Source organism: Streptomyces sp. NPDC001292 (assembly GCF_042896465.1).
Taxonomy (GTDB): domain Bacteria; phylum Actinomycetota; class Actinomycetes; order Streptomycetales; family Streptomycetaceae; genus Streptomyces.
Window position 1 is genome coordinate 26,693 of sequence record NZ_JBIAXG010000020.1, and the last position, 18,244, is coordinate 44,936.

The 18,244-nt window shown below is 68.4% G+C and carries 12 protein-coding genes and 1 pseudogene; 5 read left to right on the forward strand and 8 right to left on the reverse strand.

The genetic code is table 11. The features are described 5' to 3' along the window. The first annotated feature begins 4 nt into the window (after positions 1–4). The 3 genes and pseudogenes from ACFY4A_RS21515 to ACFY4A_RS21525 form a co-directional block, all read left to right on the forward strand. Positions 5–379, forward strand: a complete 375-nt coding sequence (locus ACFY4A_RS21515; RefSeq protein WP_390830982.1) for a DUF6204 family protein — start codon at positions 5–7, stop codon at positions 377–379. 2 nt (positions 380–381) lie between these two features. Next, positions 382–1,269: an alpha/beta fold hydrolase gene (locus ACFY4A_RS21520; protein ID WP_390830983.1), complete on the forward strand. Its 888-nt coding sequence runs from the start codon at positions 382–384 to the stop codon at positions 1,267–1,269. A 1,019-nt stretch (positions 1,270–2,288) separates the two neighbouring features. Further along, a pseudogene (locus tag ACFY4A_RS21525) lies at positions 2,289–2,470 on the forward strand (IS630 family transposase); the annotation flags it as partial. A gap of 93 nt (positions 2,471–2,563) precedes the next feature. On the opposite strand, the gene ACFY4A_RS21530 reads toward ACFY4A_RS21525, so the two are convergent. Together ACFY4A_RS21530 and ACFY4A_RS21535 are read right to left on the reverse strand one after the other, a co-directional pair. Next, complete coding sequence (locus tag ACFY4A_RS21530; protein WP_390830984.1) at positions 2,564–3,613, reverse strand: hydroxyacid dehydrogenase; 1,050 nt, start codon at positions 3,611–3,613, stop codon at positions 2,564–2,566. Between the two features lie 72 nt (positions 3,614–3,685). Continuing rightward, positions 3,686–4,768, reverse strand: coding sequence for a substrate-binding domain-containing protein (locus ACFY4A_RS21535; protein WP_390830985.1), 1,083 nt, complete (start codon positions 4,766–4,768; stop codon positions 3,686–3,688). A gap of 183 nt (positions 4,769–4,951) precedes the next feature. On the opposite strand from ACFY4A_RS21535, the gene ACFY4A_RS21540 reads away from it, so the two are divergent. Together ACFY4A_RS21540 and ACFY4A_RS21545 are read left to right on the forward strand one after the other, a co-directional pair. After that, positions 4,952–7,024, forward strand: a complete 2,073-nt coding sequence (locus tag ACFY4A_RS21540) for a DUF2264 domain-containing protein (RefSeq protein WP_390830986.1) — start codon at positions 4,952–4,954, stop codon at positions 7,022–7,024. After that, positions 7,021–8,361, forward strand: a complete 1,341-nt coding sequence (locus tag ACFY4A_RS21545; RefSeq protein ID WP_390830987.1) for a sulfatase-like hydrolase/transferase — start codon at positions 7,021–7,023, stop codon at positions 8,359–8,361. The genes ACFY4A_RS21540 and ACFY4A_RS21545 overlap by 4 nt, the downstream gene beginning before the upstream one ends. Positions 8,362–8,390: 29 nt before the next feature. Here the strand turns inward: ACFY4A_RS21545 and ACFY4A_RS21550 are convergent, their stop codons facing one another. The 6 genes from ACFY4A_RS21550 to ACFY4A_RS21575 all read right to left on the reverse strand — a co-directional run bounded on the left by ACFY4A_RS21550 (position 8,391) and on the right by ACFY4A_RS21575 (position 18,186). Next, on the reverse strand, positions 8,391–9,410 hold the full coding sequence (locus ACFY4A_RS21550) for an ABC transporter ATP-binding protein (protein ID WP_390830988.1): 1,020 nt from the start codon (positions 9,408–9,410) through the stop codon (positions 8,391–8,393). 4 nt (positions 9,411–9,414) lie between these two features. Beyond that, positions 9,415–10,461: an ABC transporter ATP-binding protein gene (locus ACFY4A_RS21555; protein ID WP_390830989.1), complete on the reverse strand. Its 1,047-nt coding sequence runs from the start codon at positions 10,459–10,461 to the stop codon at positions 9,415–9,417. Then, positions 10,458–11,381 (reverse strand): ABC transporter permease, encoded by a 924-nt coding sequence (locus ACFY4A_RS21560; RefSeq protein WP_390830990.1) that lies wholly within the window; start codon positions 11,379–11,381, stop codon positions 10,458–10,460. Before ACFY4A_RS21560 ends, ACFY4A_RS21555 begins: the two co-directional genes overlap by 4 nt. 3 nt (positions 11,382–11,384) lie before the next feature. Then, the gene (locus ACFY4A_RS21565) at positions 11,385–12,374 is read right to left on the reverse strand and encodes an ABC transporter permease (RefSeq protein WP_390831068.1); all 990 of its coding nucleotides are present in this window, start codon (positions 12,372–12,374) and stop codon (positions 11,385–11,387) included. Between the two features lie 109 nt (positions 12,375–12,483). Continuing rightward, a complete protein-coding gene (locus ACFY4A_RS21570) occupies positions 12,484–14,160 on the reverse strand; it encodes an ABC transporter substrate-binding protein (RefSeq protein WP_390830991.1) in 1,677 nt (558 codons plus the stop codon). Between the two features lie 216 nt (positions 14,161–14,376). Beyond that, complete coding sequence (locus ACFY4A_RS21575) at positions 14,377–18,186, reverse strand: endo-alpha-N-acetylgalactosaminidase family protein (RefSeq protein WP_390830992.1); 3,810 nt, start codon at positions 18,184–18,186, stop codon at positions 14,377–14,379. Between the last annotated feature and the right edge of the window lie 58 nt (positions 18,187–18,244).

The window sequence follows — 18,244 nt, forward strand, 5'->3', positions numbered from 1 at the left end:
CGACATGACTGTGAGGACATACAGAGCTCAGGTGGCCGGGCAGTTCGACCGGCCCGGCCCGCCGGTCCGCACGCGGCTGCTCGATGAGCAGCCAGAACACGACCTACGGTCTGCGGTCTTCAGTAAAGAAGGAACGTTCACGTATACGCCGACCCTGACCAGATTCACGTTCCGCTACCTCATCGGAATCGAAGCGGACTCCGCTGCTGAGGCCGACGGCCTCGCCGCCCTGGAAGCCGAGGTCAGGGCAATCGACTACCTGGCATCCCTAACGATCCCGTTCAAGAACCTGACGACCACCACGACCTGCTTGGACGACGTGAAGATCAAACGCCCACAGCTGAAGCGGCGCGACTCACGTCAAGATCGAGAAGAGTAACCATGCCCATCATTGACGTCCCTTCCGGGGCTTCCATCACATATGACAGCTTCGGTGACGCCGCCGACCCGCCCGTCCTGCTGGTCATGGGCTTCGGAGCCCAAATGATCTCCTGGCATGAAGATTTCTGCCACATGCTTGCCGCCCGAGGGCGATACGTGATCCGCTACGACAACCGCGACTGCGGCCTGTCCACGAAGTTCGATGCCTGCCCAGTCGACATGGGCCAGTTCATCGCAGCCGTGAGTACCGGCGACATCTCCACTGCTCAAGAGATGATCCCCTACACGCTGCAGGACATGGCCGACGACGGCCTGGGCCTGCTCACCGCACTGGGTATCACCCGCGCCCATATCTTCGGCTCATCGATGGGCGGAATGATTGCTCAGACCATGGCGATTACCCGCCCCGAGCGGTGCCTCACCCTGACCTCGATGATGTCCTCCACCGGCGAGCCCGAATACGGACAACCCAGCCCCGAAGCCCAGCAGGTGCTGTTCAGTCCCAAGCCCGCAGACCGTGACGGATACATCAGTGCATCCGAAAGAGAAGCCATCTGGGCGTCCAGGCGTTACACCGACATCGAGGGCATCCGAGAACTCGCCGCTCGCAGCTATGACCGCGCGTACTACCCAGCGGGTATCGGCCGGCAGCTTGGAGCGATGATCCTCGCAGGATCACGTGCCGAGGCGCTCGCCAAACTCACTGTGCCGACCCTGGTGATCCACGGCCTCGACGACACCCTGATAGATCCCAGCGGAGGGAAGCGAACAGCCGAACTCGTGCCCCACGCGCAGCTGATGCTCCTCGCCGACATGGGCCACGACCGGCCACGAGAACTCTGGCCCGCAATAGTTGACGCCGTAGCCATTCACACCGCGCGCGCGTGAGTCAGCAGTACCTCGGTCAAACAGCAGTACCTCGGTCAAACAGGGGTGGGCGACCGGCTCCCGGCACCGAAGGCCGGGGTAGCGGGGGAGGCCGATCTTGCTGGCGGTGGGGGTTTTCGTCCAGGGCCGCGCGTTTGTGAGGATCGGTCTCCTCGTTCGCAGGAAAATCGCGCCGTGACACTGGCCCGTGAGCGCTGTTGTTGGCCCGCTGTCGTGCTGCTAGGCCGTGCATCTGGAGTCGATCTCCTGGGGCAAGGTGCGCTGCGTACTTGGTCAGGGCCTGGCGGAGGTCGACGTAGTGCTTCACGTGCTGGGAGCGTGAAGTTCGCCGGGCCGCGGCGAGGTAGCCGGCAGCGCTGATCCCCAGGGTGATCGGAGACGACCAGGTCTTGCCGAACGTGCCGCCCTGCTCGACCAGGTAGATCCCGACCCCGGAGGCCGCGAGCCAACACCACGACCGCCGCGGTGAGCGGTCGGGCCCGGCCCGGTCGAAAACTCTGCCCCGCTTGACGTCCTTTCGAGCGCTCCGCCGAGGGCCTTGATCACCGCCGCACCGGACGCCGGGCCTCGGCGCGGGCGGCGCGGTAGAACGGGGCGCTCTCCGATGCGCATTCCGAACAGATCGCCTGCTGGTAGGCGCCCGGGTCACGGTCCATCTCGACCGCCGCGTGGGACCGTCCCAGGCGTGGCAGCGGATCCGCGCCTCCCACATGTCGTCGACCTCATCCCGCGGGTCGTTGGGTCGTTCGAGCACCGCTTGGTACCGCGACGTCGGCAGGCTGCCGTCCACCGGTTGCCGGCCCCGCCGCCGCTCGGTGAGGCGCTGCGGGCCCGCACTCTGTTAATGGACAAGCGCGACCGCGTCCCGCTTGAACTCGGCCGTGTACCGCTTACTCGTGTTGCTCTTCTTGCTCACCACCTGGAAAGCTGATCCGCACCGAGCGAGCGGCGTTAGCGGCCGATCTCAGCCGGCGCGCGGCCACCGGCACCAGCCCGCAAATCCAAGCCCTGGACCGGTCCCAGTCCTGCCGATGATGCCGGGCGTGCCCGAGCAGCGGACCCACGACTACGTTCGCAGCGGACTGACCACCTTGTTCGCCGCGTTCGACGTCGCCACCGGCGAGACATCACCGCCCTGCACCGTCGGCACCCGGCAGCGGAGTTCAAGAAGTTCCTGATCAAGATCGACTGCGCAGGCCCGGTCCCACGACACCGAGCCGGAGCTCTCCCTGCTTGTTCCGCGACGGCATGAGGCCTCCGAATGAGAAAGGAGAGTCGGGCGTGGCCCGGGTATCTATGCCGTACGGCCGAGCATGTGCTGGAGTACAGCGTGGCGCGGCGGCACTCCCGTGATGAGACGCTCCACCTCGCTCACCGCCAGCTCTCCCATGCGGAGCAGCTCGGTGCCCAGGGAGCCCGCGACGTGGGGCGTCAGCACGACGTGGGGGTGGTTTCGCAGGGGGCTGTCGAACGGAAGGGGCTCGGGGGTCGTGACGTCGAGGACCACGTACAGTTGCCCGCCCTGCACCGCCGCCGTCAGGGCGTCGGTGTCCACCAGGTCACCGCGCGCCGTGTTGATCAGCGTCGTGCCCGGGCGCATCATGGACAGCCGTCGTGCGTCGATCAGATGGCAGGTCTCCGGTAGCGCCGGGGCGTGCAGCGAGACGACGTCGCTGGTCGCCACCAGTTCGTCGAGATCGACAAGCTCCGCGCCGAGCTCGCCGGCTTCTGCGTCGGTGAGATAGGGGTCGGACACGACGAGGTCGAAGGCGTAGTCGCGCAGCAGTGCGAGGACCCGCCGCCCGATCGTGGACGCCCCGACGATGCCGATGCGTTTGCGGTAGTTGCCGAGGGACGGGTACCGGGCGCTCACGTTCGTGGAGGTCCCGGCGGAGCGGTACTCGGCGGCGAGCGGGAAGACGCGCTTGTTCGCGAGGATGATCATGGCGACGGTGTACTCCGCGACCGGTACGGCGTTCGCCGAGGCGGCGGAGGAGACCGACAGGCCGCGCTCCCAGCAGGCCGGGGTGATGTGGTGCTTGACCGATCCCGCGGCGTGCACGACGGCTCGCAGCAACGGCGCCAAGGCAAGTACGTCGGCCGTGAGCGGTGGGCACCCCCAGCCGGTGACGAGGATGTCGGCCCGGCCGAGACAGGCCACGGCCTGTGGAGACGAGAACTCATGGAGCGCCGGTCCCGGTTCGATGTCCGCGACCGCGCGCAGTCTGCCCAGCAGTTCGTCGTCGAGCAGGCGCTCGCGAAGACCACGATGCATCGCGAAGGCCACGCGCGCTCGGCTGCTCCTGGTCACTTCTCTCCTCGGCTGTGTGGGATGTGCGACCATCCAACGATCGCCGTGTGAGAGGCGTCAACGTGCACCCGGCCGATCGAAAGGAAGCGAAAGCAGGAGCAGTTCTCAGGCGGTTCCGCAGGAGGACCGGACGACGAGGCCGGGCAGCAGCGACATGCGGCGGGTCGCCAAGGCGTCGCCGGGCGAGCCGATACGCAGCATCAGGGCCTCCACGGCCGTGCGACCCACGTCGAACTTGGGCGGAGCTACCGCCGTCAGGGGCACCTCGGCCAGCGCGGCGGCCTCGTCGTCGTACGCGACGATCGCGAGGTCGCCAGGGACGGTGAGCCCGCGTTCGGCGGCGGTATGCACGATGGCCGCCGCGTTCCGGTCGGCGTGGACGACCAACGCCCGTACCCCGGCGGCGAGACAGCGGTCCACAAGGGAGCCGATCGCTTCGGCGTTCCCGAGCGGATCGAGGTCGGAGCGCGGCAGCTCCGTGTGTCCGACCCCGCCGTCGGTGATGCCCAGCCGGTCAAGCGCGGCGGTGTGGCCGTCGAACAGCCACCAGGCGGTCGGACTGCGCAGCCCGGCAGCCGCAGCCACCCGGGTGTGGCCGACGGAAACCAGGTGCTCCACCGCCAGTTCGGCACCGGCGGCGTGGTCGCTGCGGACGTACTCGATGCGCGCGGCGGCCGGGCCCGCCAGCGATCGCTCCACGAGGACGACGGGGACGTCGATGCCGGTCAGCCATTCGATCATCTCCGGGTCCCGGTCGGGTGGGTCGGCCGTCGCGATCAGCAGTCCGTCCACCCCCGCGCGCAGCAACCGAGTGACCTGCTGGCGCTCGAGCTCGCGGTTGTAGTGGGAGACGGCCAGGACGACGCGTACGCCGAGGGCCCCTGCCGCGGACTCGGCTCCGCGGATGACCCCGGGGTAGTAGTAGGTGGACGACGGCACCACGAGTCCGACGGTCGCCCGGTGACCGGTCCGCGGCGCGTGGCCGCCCCTCTTGGGCACCGGCGTTCTGCTCGGGATGCTCGCCCCACCGTAGACCCGTTCGAGAAGGCCCCGGTCGACCAGGACGCTGATGTCGCGCCGCATGGTGACCGTGGAGACTCCCAGCCGTTCCGCCATGTCCGTCACCCGGACCCAGCCCTGGCTCTGGGCCGCTTGCATGATCGTTTCGTAGCGCTCTACCGCCAACATCACCCAGTCCCCCTGGATCGACCGATGGTCCGTCAGGTGTGCGAGTCGTGCAGCCTAACGACTCCGGCCTTCGATCGAAACCTCTTACTTTCGATTGCTTTCGATCTTCTTGTGTTCGCTCCGGCTTGCGGTGATGCTGACGATCGCCATCCATGCCACCGCTACGAGACCGAGGAGCCGCTCATGGGTTCGTCCGGACCGGTACTGCCGGCGGAGGACCGCACACTCTCCCCCATCACCGGGTACACCAGGGCTCATTGGCTCACCGTGGCCGACCAACTGCTGCTCGACGCCCACCGTTTCGCCTCACCGTCCGGCGCGCGGATCGTGCTGCCCGGCAAGACCTCGTCGTCGGGCCCCGACTCCGACCAGCTGGAAGGCTTCGCACGCACGTTCCTGTTGCTCGCCTACCGGCTCGCGGGTTCCGGCGGCGAGGCGCCCACCGGGCTGCTCCAGTCGTACGCCGACGGCATCGCCGCCGGCACCGATCCGCACCATCCGGAGGCCTGGCCGGCGATCGCCCGGGAGTGCCGCCAGACCCTGGTCGAGGCGTGCTCGCTCGCCCTCGGCCTGCACCTGACCCGACCGTGGCTGTGGGACCGCCTCCCGCCCGCGGTCCAGGAGCGGGTGGTGCACTGGTTCCAGGGCGTGTGGGGGCTGGAGATCCCGGACAACAACTGGCACATGTTCCGGGTGGTCGTGGGAGAGTTCCTCGCGAGTGTCGGGGCCGCGCACGACCGCGCCGAGATGGGCGCCGATCTGGCCAGGGTCGAGGACTTCTACGTGGCCGACGGGTGGTACCGCGACGGCGGCGACGGCCGTACGGCCGACAACTTCGACCACTACTGCGGCTGGGCCATGCACCACTACCCCGTCCTGTGGGCGCTGATGGCCGGCGAGCGGGGAGCCGCGCGTCTTCCGGTGTTCCGGGAGCGGCTGGTGCGGTTCCTGGAGGACTTCCCGCTCTTCTTCGGCGCGGACGGCGCGCCGGTGCACCAGGGCCGATCCCTGATCTACCGGTTCGCTGCGGCAACAGCTCCCTGGATCGGGGCCCTGGCCGACGCCACCCCGCTCGCCCCGGGGCTCACCCGACGCCTGGCCAGTGGCGCGCTGAGACACTTCGTCGACCGCGGCTTCCGGGATGCTCACGGGATCCCGACGCTCGGCTGGTACGGGCCCTTCCCGCCGATAGTGCAGGGGTACTCGGGACCTGGTTCGCCGTACTGGCTCTCCAAGGCTTTCGCGGGGCTCCTGCTGCCGGACGATCATCCGTGCTGGACGGCAGTGGAAGTGCCGCTGCCCGTCGAAGGCCGGGACCGGGTGCGGGCACTGCCCGCACCCGGCTTCCTCATGTCGGCCACCCGCGCCGACGGCATCGTCCGGCTCCTCAACCACGGCAGCGACAACCACGTCCCCGGCCGCACCTCTTCGGACCCGCACTACGCCCGGTTCGCCTACTCCACGGTCACCGGTCCAGTACTTGGTGCCGCCGGCCTCCCCGTGACCGACAACCATGTGGGGCTGGTGGACCCCGCTCTGGGCCTGTCCAGCCGTACGCGCATCCACCGGCTCGGCGTCGCCGACCATTACGCCGCGTCCTGGCACCGCCCCGTCTGGCCCGGCAAGGAGGAACGGGAGAACGCAGGCGCGCGGACCCCCCGGGCCCGTCTCGCCGACGCCCGGATCGAGACGGCGAGCGTGGTGTGGGGGCTGTGGGAGCTGCGCGCCCATCTGGTTGACGCGCCCGCCCGCTTGACCCTGCACGACAGCGGATGGCAGGTCGCCGATGACAGGCCGCCGCGGCGGGACAGCGGCGACCGCTGGGCTGTGGCCGCCACCGGTTCCGGGCTCACCAGCACCTTCGTCTCCCTCAGCGGCCACACCGCGGTGACCGTCGCAGCGACCGAGAACACCAGCGCGTTCGCCCGCTGGGCCGCCGTCCCGTACGCCACCGGTGAGCGAGCAACGGACCGGACCGTGCATGTGGCCGTGGTCGGCCTCACCGGCGGCGGCCCCGAACCGGCTCCCGTCCCCTCCGGCGTGCGCTGCGAGGTCGACGGGGCGACGGTCACGGCGCGGTTCCCCGACGGCACCTGGATCCTGGTCGCTCTCGGGGAGGAGGCCGCGCACGCGCCGACGCTCGGCGGCCACCGGCTGGACGGCCCCGTGCGCTATGCGCGGTTTTCCCCCAGGGAACGGCCGGTGGTCGTTTCCGACCGTCCGCGGGGAGTGAACACACGAGGAGGAGACAGATGAATACGCCGTCACGGACTGAGCGGCCGCATGTGCTGTTCCTGATGGACGACGAGCATCGGGCCGATGTCGCCGGGTACGCCGGCGATCCGGTCGCCCGAACCCCGGTCCTGGACGAACTGGCCAGCACGGGCGTGGTCTTCACCAACGCCTACACCCCGGCCCCGATCTGCATTCCGGCCCGGCAGAGCCTGGCCGCCGGGCAGCTCCCTCACACGACCGGATGCGAGCGGTACGGCGAGGACCTTCCGCCCGGCCACATGACGTTCGCCCGCCGGTTCGCCCAGTACGGCTACCAGACGGTGGCGTGCGGCAAGCTGCACCACACCGGAGCCGACCAGATGCAGGGCTGGCTGCGCCGCTACGGCGCCGACATCGCCATGGACCCCGCCCTGGTGCCCCGCCGGGTCGAGCCGATGCCCGTCCCGATGGACCTGAAGTGGCCGCAGGACAAGGAGGTGCGGCGCGCGGGCCCCGGGCGTGCCTCCCACGAGATCGACGACGAGTACGCCGTACAGGGCGCGCTGGACTATCTCGACCGCCACTTCGTGGACAGCGGCTACGACCGGGCGCTGCCCGACACGCCCCTGCTCCTGAAGGTGAGCCTCAACCAGCCGCACTACCCGTACATCACCGCGCGCGCCGACCGCTTCGACTACTACCTCAACCGCGTCACCCCGTACACCGGGCAAAGCCTCTTCGACCACCCGTTCCTGGGCGGGGCGTGCCGCGTACGGGCCGGGGAGGAGGTCAGCGAGCGCGAGCTGCGCCGCGCCACCGCGGCGTACTACGCGATGGTCGAGACGACGGACGAGCGCTTCGGGCGGGTGCTGGACGCGATACGGCACGTCGGCCAGGACCCCGACGACTGGCTCATCGTCTACACCAGCGACCACGGCGAGATGCTCGGCGAGCATGGTGTCTTCGAGAAGCAGAAGTTCTTCGAGGGCAGTGTGCGGGTACCGCTCATCGTGCGCTGGCCCCGCTGGTTCCAGGCCCGCACGGTGGACCGGAACGTCAGCCTCTGCGATCTGTTCGCCACGCTGTGCGAGCTGGCCAGGATCGATGTGCCCGTCGGCCTCGACAGCCGCAGTCTCGTCCCGCTCCTGCACGGTGACGACTCGAGATGGGACAACGAGGTGGTCTCGGAGTTCCAGGCCAGGAACCTGATGATCAAGCGGGGCCATCTGAAGTACCAGTCCTACGGTCCCGGCAGGCCCGAGGTGCTGTTCGACCTCCGGGCCGACCCCGGCGAACTGCGCAACGCGATCGATGACGTCGAACACGCCGACGCAGTCGCCAGGTTCCGGAAGCGCCGGGACGAACTCGGCTTCTCATGAAGTCGGCGGCCGCCACACAGCTGCGGTGGTCAGCCTCCGGAGCGGTGCAGCCAGCAGTGCGTCCACTGCCCGGAAGAGAACTCCGTCCGGGCGGGAAAGGCCCGGCGGCACTCGTCCCGGGCCGAAGGGCAGCGGGGGTGGAAGCGGCAGCCTGGCGGCGGGCTCACCAGACTCGGGGGCTCTCCCGGCGACGCGGTCCGGTCGAACGCACTGCCCAACTCCGGGTTCATCAGCCGCTCCGGGTCGGGAGAGGACTCGAGCAGTAGCCGGGTGTAGGGGTGCTTGGGGTGTTGGATGACCTCCTCGGTGGGCCCCGACTCCACCAGTTGCCCGGCGTACATCACACACACGCGGTCGGCGAGATAGCGTGCGCTGGCGATGTCGTGCGTGATGTAGAGCAGCGACAGCCCGTCCTCGTCCCGCAGGCGGGCCAGCAGGTTGAGCATGTCCAGCCTGATCGACACGTCCAGCATGGAGATCGGCTCGTCACCGAGCAGCACGCTCGGCCGGACCGCCAGCGCGCGGGCGATCACGACGCGCTGCCGCTGGCCACCGGACAGCTCGTGGGGCAGCTTGTCGATGAAGTGCTCCGCCGGTGTGAGGTTGACCTTCTCCAGCAGTTCCAGGACCTGACGCCGCCGTTCGGCCTTCGACGCCGCCGCGTGACCGTGCAGTTTCAGGGCCCGCTCGATGTTGTGCCGTACCCGGCGCATGGAGTTGAGGGATCCGAATGGATCCTGGAAGATCATCTGTACCGACGAGTGGTACGCCTTGGCGGCTTTGGTCTTCGGCCGTACGACGGTGCCCTCCAGCCGGATCTCCCCGTCCGTGACGGGGTGGAACAGTGCCAGCAGCCGGGCAAGCGTGGTCTTGCCGCTGCCGCTCTCACCGACGAGAGCGACGATCTCGCCGCGGTGGAGGGTGAGGTCCGCGTCCTCCACGGCACGGACCACCTGTGTCCTGCCCAGGCCGCCGCTGACGTCGAAGTGGCGGGTCACACCGACCGCCTCGAGCACGGGCACCCGGACGGGAGCCTTCTCGGCTGTCACAGACTCATCTCCTCGGTACGGAGCCGGCGTCGTTCCCGGCTGTGCTGTGCAGATGGCAGGCGACGTGGCCCCCGCCCGACGGTACGAGCTGAGGTATCCGGTCGCCGCACGGTTCGAATCGCCGTGCGCAGCGCGGATGGAAGGCGCAGCCGGGTGGTGGGCTCGTCAGGCTCGGGGGTGTGCCGGGGATGCCGTGCAGTTCCTGCCTGGGCGCGAACAGCGGCGGGAAGGAGTCCCGCAGTCCGCGGGTGTAGGGGTGTTGGGGGTTGCTGTAGAGGTCTCTGGCGGCGCCCATCTCCACCACCCGGCCCGCGTACATGATCGCGATCCGGTCGGCCAGTTCGAGCAGCAGTGACAGGTCATGGGTCACGAATACGACCGCGAAGCCCAACTGCTCGCGCATCTGCAGCACCTGGGAGAGGATCTGCCGCTGCATCACCACGTCGACGGCGGTCGTCGGCTCGTCCATGACGACGAGCGACGGTTCGCACGCCAGGGCCAGGGCGATCGACGCGCGCTGGCGCATACCGCCGGACAGCTCGTGCGGATAGGCCCGCAGGCGGTCCGGGGAGATACCGACCATGGCGACCAGTTCGGCCGCCCGGGCCCAGGCGGCCTTCTTGCTCATGTCGCGGTGATGCTCGCGCAGGGCGTCGGCGAACTGGGCGCCCAGCCGCATCACCGGGTTGAGGGCGTCCATGGCCGACTGCATCACAATGGCGATCTCGCTCCACCGCAGTCGGCGCAACGCTCGCTCCGACTGCTGCACCAGGTCGATGGGCTGCCCACCGTCGCGGTGCAGCCAGATCTCACCGCCCGTGGTCACCGCGGGCATCCGCTGCAGCCGGGTCAGTGCGGTGATCAGGGTGGACTTGCCGCACCCCGATTCGCCTGCCACGCCGAGGATCTCGCCCCAGTGCAGGTCGAAGGTCAGATCGCGGCAGGCGACCACGCCCGGTTCGGGGGCGGGCCGGATGTACTCGACCGTCAGATTCCTGACCTGGAGCAGCACCTCGTTGCGTGGCACGTCGTCGCGTGGGGACATCTTCATCGTGGGATCTCCTGCTTCACCGGCTGCGGTCGGGCGGCAATCGTCCTGGCGCGCTTCTCGACCTGCTTCACCAGGCCGCGCCGTGCCGCCTTGAGGCGGGGGTTGGCGATCTCGTCGATGCCGAAGTTCACCAGGCCCGCCGCCAGTCCGAGCAGCGCGATGCAGGCGCCGGGCGGCACGAACCACCACCACAGGCCGCGCAGCAGTGCGGACTGCTGGTTCGCCTGCTGGATCATCGTTCCCCAGCTGACGGCGTCGGGGCTGGTGATGCCCAGGAAGGCGAGTCCGGCTTCGGCGAGCACGGCTCCGACGACCGCGTGCAGGAACATCGCGGAGGTCCATCCGGCCAGATGCGGCATCGTCTCCACGAACACCAGCCGCCAGCGGCGTTCGCCGAGCATGCGCATGGCGACGATGAAGTCGCGGTTGCGCAGGCTCAGGGTCTGGGCCCGCAGGGTACGGGCGCCTCCGGGCCACCCGAAGAAGCCGATGAGCAGCCCGATCATCAGCACGCCGCCACCTTGTAGATAGCCGGCCACGACCAGGATGAGCGGGAACACGGGGATGACCAGGAACAGGTTGGTCAGAAAGGTGGCGCAGGCGTCGGTCTTGCCCCCTGCGAAGGCGCCGATGACGCCGACGAGCACGGCGATCGCGGTGCTCAGGATCCCGGCGATCAGGCCGACCACGACCGATCCGCGGGTCCCGGCGAGCACCTGCGCCAGCACGTCCTCCCCGCCGGTGGTGGTGCCCAGCCAGTGCGCGGCCGACGGCGGTTGCTCGGTGGCGTCGTAGTCGATGGCCCGCGGATCCAGGCCGAGCAGGGCATTGAGGGCGGGGCCGAACAGGGCGAGCAGGCCGTACACCGTGAGGACGCCCAGGCCCACGCGGACCTTCCAGCTGTGGACGAAGTCCTTCATCGCTCAGCTCACTTCCCGGGTGCGCGGGTCCAGCAGGCTGTAGACCGAGTCCGCCACGAAGTTCGCGCACAAGGTCGCGAGGGTGATCAGCAGGAACACCGCCTGCATCAGCGGGTAGTCGCGCTTGTCGATCGCGTCGAACAGCAGGAATCCGATGCCGGGATAGGAGAAGACCATCTCGGTGAGCAGGGATCCGCCGACCACATGGCCGAGGGCCAGCGCGAAGCTGGTGAAGCTGGGCAGGATGGCGTTGCGGGCGCCGTAGCGAGTCATCACCCGCCAGGTCGACAGTCCCTTGGCGCGGCCGAGTTGGACGTAGTCCTCGCTGATCGTGGTGACGGTCATGTTGCGCATGCCCATGAGCCAGCTCCCGGCCGAGGCGAAGACGATCGTCGCCACCGGGAGGATCCCGTAGCGCAGGACGCTCAGGAGGTAGCCGAAGGACCCGGGGGTCTCGTCCGGCGAGTAGCCGCCGGACAGCGGGAACCAGCGCAGGTGGAACGCCAGCCCCCAGACGGCGAGGAGTGCCACCCAGAAGTACGGCACGGAGGTCGTGAACATCGCCAAGGGCGCCATGACCGAGTCGGTGAGCCGGCCGGGGCGCCATCCCGCGACGATGCCCAGCACGATTCCTATCACGAAGGCCAGCACGGTGGAGACGCCGGCCAGCAGCAGCGTCCACGGCAGTCCGACCGTGATGAGGTCGGAGACGGGCACCGGGAAGCGGCTCACCGACACACCGAAGTCGAGATGTGCCAGGTTGCCCAGGTAGTCGAGGTACTGCTGGAACAGGTTGGTCTTGGGGTCGCCGAAGAGCGCCCGGACGTTGTCGACGGCTCCGGGCGGGAGCTGCTCGCCGCCGGAGGTCTTCTGGAACTGGCGGAGGATCACCTCGGCCGGATCACCGGGCATCAACCGCGGGATCAGGAAGTTGGCGGTGATCGCAGCCCAGGCCGCGGCCAGATAGAAGCCGGCCCTCCTGGTGAGGGGCATCCACCGGGATGCCCGTCGTCTGCGCCGGGCCGAGGAGCCGGGGGCCGAGAGCACCCCCGGTTCGTCTGCCATGAGAAGCGATGGCTCAGTCACGATGCGGTCCTGGTCCTCACGTGGCCGGCTTGAGGTTCTGGAGGGTCATGGTGAAGTCCGGACCGTTGATGAAATGCGGCACGTAGCCGGACTCCCCCGGCTCGGGCCAGCCCCGCCACCGGCTGGCGTTGATGTCGACGAACCACACGGTCTGGAAGAGCGGGCGCAGCGGCACCTGCTCGGCGACGATCTTCTCGAGCTCTGCCGAGAGTTTCTTGATGCGCTCCGTGTCGTCGGTGCGGCGCAGCTTGTCGAGCAGTTCGTCGGTCTTCGGGTCGCGCCAGCGGACGGTGTTGTTGAAGTTGGAGTTTGTGCCGATCGGCTTGGCGTACTTGCTGTCCAGCATGGAGGAGTAGGCGTTGTACACGCCGGTGCCGGAGCCGGCGTAGTTGAAGGCCATGCCGAAGTCGCCTTCGTTCACCTCCGGGTCGAAGCTGGAGGACTGCACGGGCGACAGCTTGACCGCGAGGCCCAGGGACTTCCCGGCCTGGTCGGCGAAGCCTCGGGCGAAAGCCTGCCAGTTGGCGTACTCCTGGATGAACTTCAGCTCCAGCGGGTAGGACTTGCCGTCCTTGACCAGCTTGCCGTCCTTGACCTGATAGCCGCTGGCTGCCAGCTCCTTCTTCGCCAGTCCGACGTCCTGCTTGTTGATCTTTCCGCGGTACTGCTCGGCGATGATGTCGCCGTACGTCTGCTCATCGAGACCGGTGATGTTGGCCGCGGCCTGTCCGGTGTTACTGAGGGCCAGCATCTTCCCGGCGTCCACCGCCGCGGAGATGGCGCGGCGCACGTGGACGTTGTTGTACGGGGCGACGGCGTTGTTGAAGTACAGCGCGGTGCTGCCGCCTTGCGCGTAGACGCGGTAGAGGTTGGTCTTAGGGTTCTTGGCCACGAACTCCTTGTCGGCGTTCGTCCAGGCGGCCGTGGCCAGGTCGAGCTCGCCGCTGAGCAGCTTGGGCTGGGTGGCGTCGCCGAGCACAGCGGGGATTTTGATCGTCGGGACGGCGACGGGCTTGCCCCAGTAGTGGTCGCGGGCCCGGTAGGTCACCTGCTGGCTGCCGAAGTTACCGACCGTGTAGGGACCGGTGCCGACCGGCTCCGGGTTGGTCCAGGACTTCAGGTCCTTCCCGGCCCATTGGTGTTCGGGGACGATGTCAAGGTGACCTGTGCCGAAGCTGCTGAGCTCGGTGTAGGCGGGATGGTCCCAGCTGACCTTGACGGTACGGGCATCGACTTTCGTCACCTTCTTGTACGAGACGCCGGCGAGGTTCAGCTCGGGCTTGTCCAGCATCAGCTGGAGTGTGAAGAGCACGTCATCGGCGTCGAACCTCTGCCCGTCCGACCAGCTCACGTCCGAGCGCAGGTGAAAGGTGAGCTCGGTTCCGTCGTCGTTCCAGTCGAACGACTTCGCCAGCCATGGCTCGATCTCCGCGCCCTTGGTGTAGTCGACTCGCACCAGTGGCTCGAAGATCAGCCGTGGGGCCGGGCTCTTGTCGCTGGCCGGCGAATAGATGTTGAAGTTGCGCACCCAGGTCGTGACGGCTCCGGCGGTCATGGTCAGTGCCCGGCCTCCGCTTGCGGCGCCGCCGGCACTCCCCGTGGTGCCCCCGGTACAGGCACCCGCGCCCAGCGTCAGCGATACCGCGATGCCGACGACGCCCAGCCGGCGCCGACCCTTCTCGCACGGAAACACAGCGTCCTCCTCGGGGGAACCGGTGTCTGCGGCCGAAAAGCGCCGCAGGAAGTGATCGGACTGTAGGCGTGGACCAACGAAGTCGGCCAGAAAGTCCGCTCAACCGAACAACACCGATCATCTTGGAGAACATGAGGCAGTATTTCCGGCCCATGCGGCGGGCCCTCCACGACCTGCCATGGTCGTGGAGGGCCCGCCGCTGCGGCCTGCGGTCTCTCAGTGCGCGGCCGTGACGGTGAGGTAGTCGATGTTGGGCCCGTCGTCCTTGGCGGAGGTCAGGCGGACCGTGTTCCTGCCCGCCTTCAGCGGCACCACCGCCTCCGCATCGGACCACTGCGACCACGACCCCGTGGGCGGGTAGGAGTCCGTCCTGATCTCCTGACCGTTGACGGAGAGGGCGAGCGGCCGGTCACCCGAGAGCAGGGCGTAGTGGATCGCCAGGGCGTGGTCGCCCCGATCGGCCGCGTCCACGATCCACTCGATGTAGTTGCCCGAACCAGCCGAGTAGTTGACGTAGCCGTCTCCGCTCTGGCCCCGTGCGAGCGTCTCCACCGTCGCGCCCTCGAGCACCGCGTCCTCCGCCTCACAGCGCACGCCCGGCCGGCAGTCGAAGTTGATCTGCCGGTCGGCCAGCGCCGTGACCTGGTGTCCGAGGTGGTCGGAGGTCGCCTGGCCGCTGAGGTGGTACGAGCCGGGTTTCGCGTCGGCCGGTGCCTGAAGGGTGTAGCCGGCCTTCAGGGAGCCGCCGGGTTCAATGGTCTTCGCGGTGGTCGGTGAGGTCGCCGTCAGGGTGAAACCGGAGGGCGCGGTCAGCTTCACGTCAACGTCGGTGGCAGGTACGTCCGCATGATTGGTGAAGGTTGCCGTGACCGGTACGGCCTCGCCGCCGTCAGCGTCGATGCCGTCGATGGACAGGCTGACCGCGCCGGTCTCCGGACAGCCGGAGCCGGACGTGGGGGCCGGGCCGAGGTCGTCGACCACCAAGTCGTCCACGGTGATCGCGCCCTTGCCGCCCGCGGAGGTCAGCGCCAGATACGGTTCACCACACGTGGCGCCGCCCGTGCTGAACACCGTGGCGTACTCCCTGCTGGGCGCGCTGTCCTGCGGCGGCGCGCTGTCGTTCCAGTCGACGGGGCGCGGGTCGTCGGCCGACGGCCAACTGTCCAGCGGACGGCCGGTCGTCGCCGGCATCGCATCGTCGACGAGGACCCGGTCCGCATCGCCCGTACCGCCCGAGCGGACCTGCAGGCGGTACTGCCCGGCCGTGTCGGACTGGTACCTGAGACCCACCCGGTAGGTGCGGCCGGGCTTGAACTCAAGGGTCTGCGGGATGGTCCGCCAGACGTCCCCGCGTGCGATACGGAAGGACTTGAACGAGAAGTCGCCACTGATGGTGTCGCGGGTGTAACCGCGGTGGCGTTCGGCGCGATGACTGTGCGGGTTGTCGACGCCGGGGCCCTCGCTGTTGACGAATGGTCCCCAAGCGCGGTCGGCCGCCTCGAAGTCCTCGGAGAAGTAGTGCGGACCGGGGATCGCGGCGGCCTTCGTCGGATTGACCCGCACGTCGGCGAAGTCGGCGGTGGTGCCCTCGCCGCCTGCCGCTCCGGACAGGCTGATCGTGGCCGTGCTGTGGCCCTCCGGGACGGTGAAGACGACGTACATCTTCTGGAACGTTGTGCCGCTCCAGACGTTCACCGGATCCTTCAGTTCGGCGGGCGAGGTGTCGGTGGACCTGGTCACCGCGGCACCGCCGTATCCTCTGACCCCGAGGGTGGCCGTGCGCCCGCCGGTGACCCGTACGTACGTGGAGGCCGAGTACGTACCCGGTTCCAGGCCGCGCAGACGCTGCGTCAGCCGGCCGGATCCGGCGCCGCCGAAACGGACGTACTGCCATCCCTTGTCGCTGGTCTCGATGCGGGCGTCGCCGTCCCGCGACCAGGCGTCGAAGGTGTGGCTGTTGAAGGCCCCGTCCTTGACGATCGCGCCTTCGCCCCACACAGTCGTCTGCCGGCCAGCCGCGCCGCGGTAGAGGACATACGCGGTACGGGCCTGGGCGCTGATGGTCACCTTGCCGTCCGTGACCTTCAGCGTCTTGCTGTCCTGCCGACCGGTGTCGGTGAGCCGGTACAGCGTCACCGTGTCGAGGTCGCGCCACTTCTCCGGCAGCTTCCAGGTGGTGGTGCCGCCCTCGTCGTTCCAGTGGTAGATCTTGGTCTGCTTCTTCGGATCCCAGGGCAGGAAGAGCGTGTTGCCGTCGGCGAGCTTGGTGTCGCCCTGGAACAGCTGCCAGGTCCCGGACGCGTCGGTGGAGTACACCCCGTCGGTGAAGTCGACCCGATGGTCCGCCCACTTGGTGATGGGGAAGTGCTGCATGAACTTGGCCGGCAGGTTATTGGTGAAAACCTTCCGCTGCCAGGCCCTCAGATCGGTCTGACCCATCCAGCCGCCGTAAGAGAGGTTCGAAAGGCCCTTGAGCAGCGTCGCGTCCTTGCGATACCAGATGTCGCGGTCGGTGTTCTGGATGAACCGGATAATCCGCGAACGGACGCCGTTGTCCTCGTACTGGCCGGAGCGGTGATACCAGAGCGCATCGCGGTCGAGGAAGTCCTCGAACTCGGTGTGCACCATCCAGCCGTGCCGGTGCTCCAGCCGGGCCAGCTCGTAGGCGTTGTAGCCACGTGCGAAGTACACGTCGTTGTAGATGAACGCCAGCCCCGGAACATCCTTCGCAAGCTCGTCCAGCCGCCTGCCGAAGGCGCCTGACTGCACATCCTTGTCGCGGTTGATGTGGTACGACACGTCTCGGTAGATCCAGCCCGGATCGGCCTCACCGTTGGTCATGTCCCAGCGGAAGCTCTTCGCGTCCGGGTAGGCCTCGGTGGAGTTGATGTGCACCCCGATCGCGGCGTCGTACTTCTTGGCCTGTTCGACCAGGAAATTCAGGTCCTTCTTTCCTCCCGCGCCCTCGTTCATGTGGCCGCCGTAGTCGGGGTGGGCGTTGTCGTGGCCCTCGGCCTGATACCCCTTCAGCTGCACCAGCTGGCCCAGGCCGTCGGTCAGCAGACTGCCCTTCTTGATGTCGTCGAGGACCCGGGTGAAGGGATGGCTGGCGAAGCTGTTGGTGTTGTACTCGATGTTGGAGACCACGAAGCTCTTGGTCCGGTCGGCTCCCAGCGGCCGGTACATGATCTCCCGGCAGGCCATCGCGCCGTCCTGCCAGTCCACCGCGCCGTCGTCGTTGCGGTCACCGGTGAGCACAACCTTGGCATACGGCAGCTCGGTGGGCTTCGGGTCCTGGCCGGCGACGGGCTCGGGCCGCCAGGTCCAGCCGCCGCTGGACAAGGAGGTGCTCTTCACCCCATCGGTACTGGTCGTGCGGACTAGCAGCCGTGACTGGTCCTCGAGCGAGTTGGTCTCGACGGAGGCGGCGAGGCGATCGGTGTTGAGGATCGCGTAGCTGGTGCCGCGCGGGGTGCTGTCGACCGGGGCATCGACGAGCTTGGTGTGCTTGTCGATGCTGGTTTCGGTGTTGTATGCCGTAGTGAACGACAGGCGGGCGTCGGCGAGTTCGGCACCCGGCTGGTCGGAGCGTGCGGAGACCAGCCCCTGGTCGGGGAAGGCCAGCGTGCGGAGCTTGTGGCCGCCGCTCTCAGCGATGTCGGTGACCTTGAAGGTCAGCACGTGGCCGCTGACGGCGAGCCGCGCCCGGATGGTCAGGCCCAGTTCGTCGACGCGCAGCGTGTAGTCGACAGCGCCTCGACTCGGCGTGCCGTGAGATGCGGGCGCGTATGTCTGCCCGTTGACGACGATCTTGCCGGTGTCGCCCGTATGGCCGTGCAGGACGGAGCCGTCGGCCGTCCAGGTATAGCGCTCGACCACGGGGAAGTCCGGGTCGACCTGAACGGTCATCTCGGGGGACCAGAGGGAGACCGGGACGTCAGCGGCGCGCGCGGTGCCCGCCGCCTGCAACGGTGCGGCGAGCGCGACGCACACCGCTGCCGCCGCCAGTCTTCGGTTTCGTGGCATGGGAAACCTCCTGCTTTCCGGGAGGGGACGGCCGCCCATGCTGACGAGGACCGAAAAC

Coding starts and splice junctions, on each gene's coding strand:
- ACFY4A_RS21515 (WP_390830982.1), top strand. CDS start 5: ATGACTGTGAGGACATACAGAGCTCAGGTGGCCGGGCAGTTCGACCGG.
- ACFY4A_RS21520 (WP_390830983.1), top strand. CDS start 382: ATGCCCATCATTGACGTCCCTTCCGGGGCTTCCATCACATATGACAGC.
- ACFY4A_RS21545 (WP_390830987.1), top strand. CDS start 7,021: ATGAATACGCCGTCACGGACTGAGCGGCCGCATGTGCTGTTCCTGATG.
- ACFY4A_RS21560 (WP_390830990.1), bottom strand. CDS start 11,381: ATGAAGGACTTCGTCCACAGCTGGAAGGTCCGCGTGGGCCTGGGCGTC.
- ACFY4A_RS21575 (WP_390830992.1), bottom strand. CDS start 18,186: ATGCCACGAAACCGAAGACTGGCGGCGGCAGCGGTGTGCGTCGCGCTC.
- ACFY4A_RS21535 (WP_390830985.1), bottom strand. CDS start 4,768: ATGTTGGCGGTAGAGCGCTACGAAACGATCATGCAAGCGGCCCAGAGC.
- ACFY4A_RS21555 (WP_390830989.1), bottom strand. CDS start 10,461: ATGAAGATGTCCCCACGCGACGACGTGCCACGCAACGAGGTGCTGCTC.
- ACFY4A_RS21540 (WP_390830986.1), top strand. CDS start 4,952: ATGGGTTCGTCCGGACCGGTACTGCCGGCGGAGGACCGCACACTCTCC.
- ACFY4A_RS21565 (WP_390831068.1), bottom strand. CDS start 12,374: ATGCCCCTCACCAGGAGGGCCGGCTTCTATCTGGCCGCGGCCTGGGCT.
- ACFY4A_RS21530 (WP_390830984.1), bottom strand. CDS start 3,613: ATGGTCGCACATCCCACACAGCCGAGGAGAGAAGTGACCAGGAGCAGC.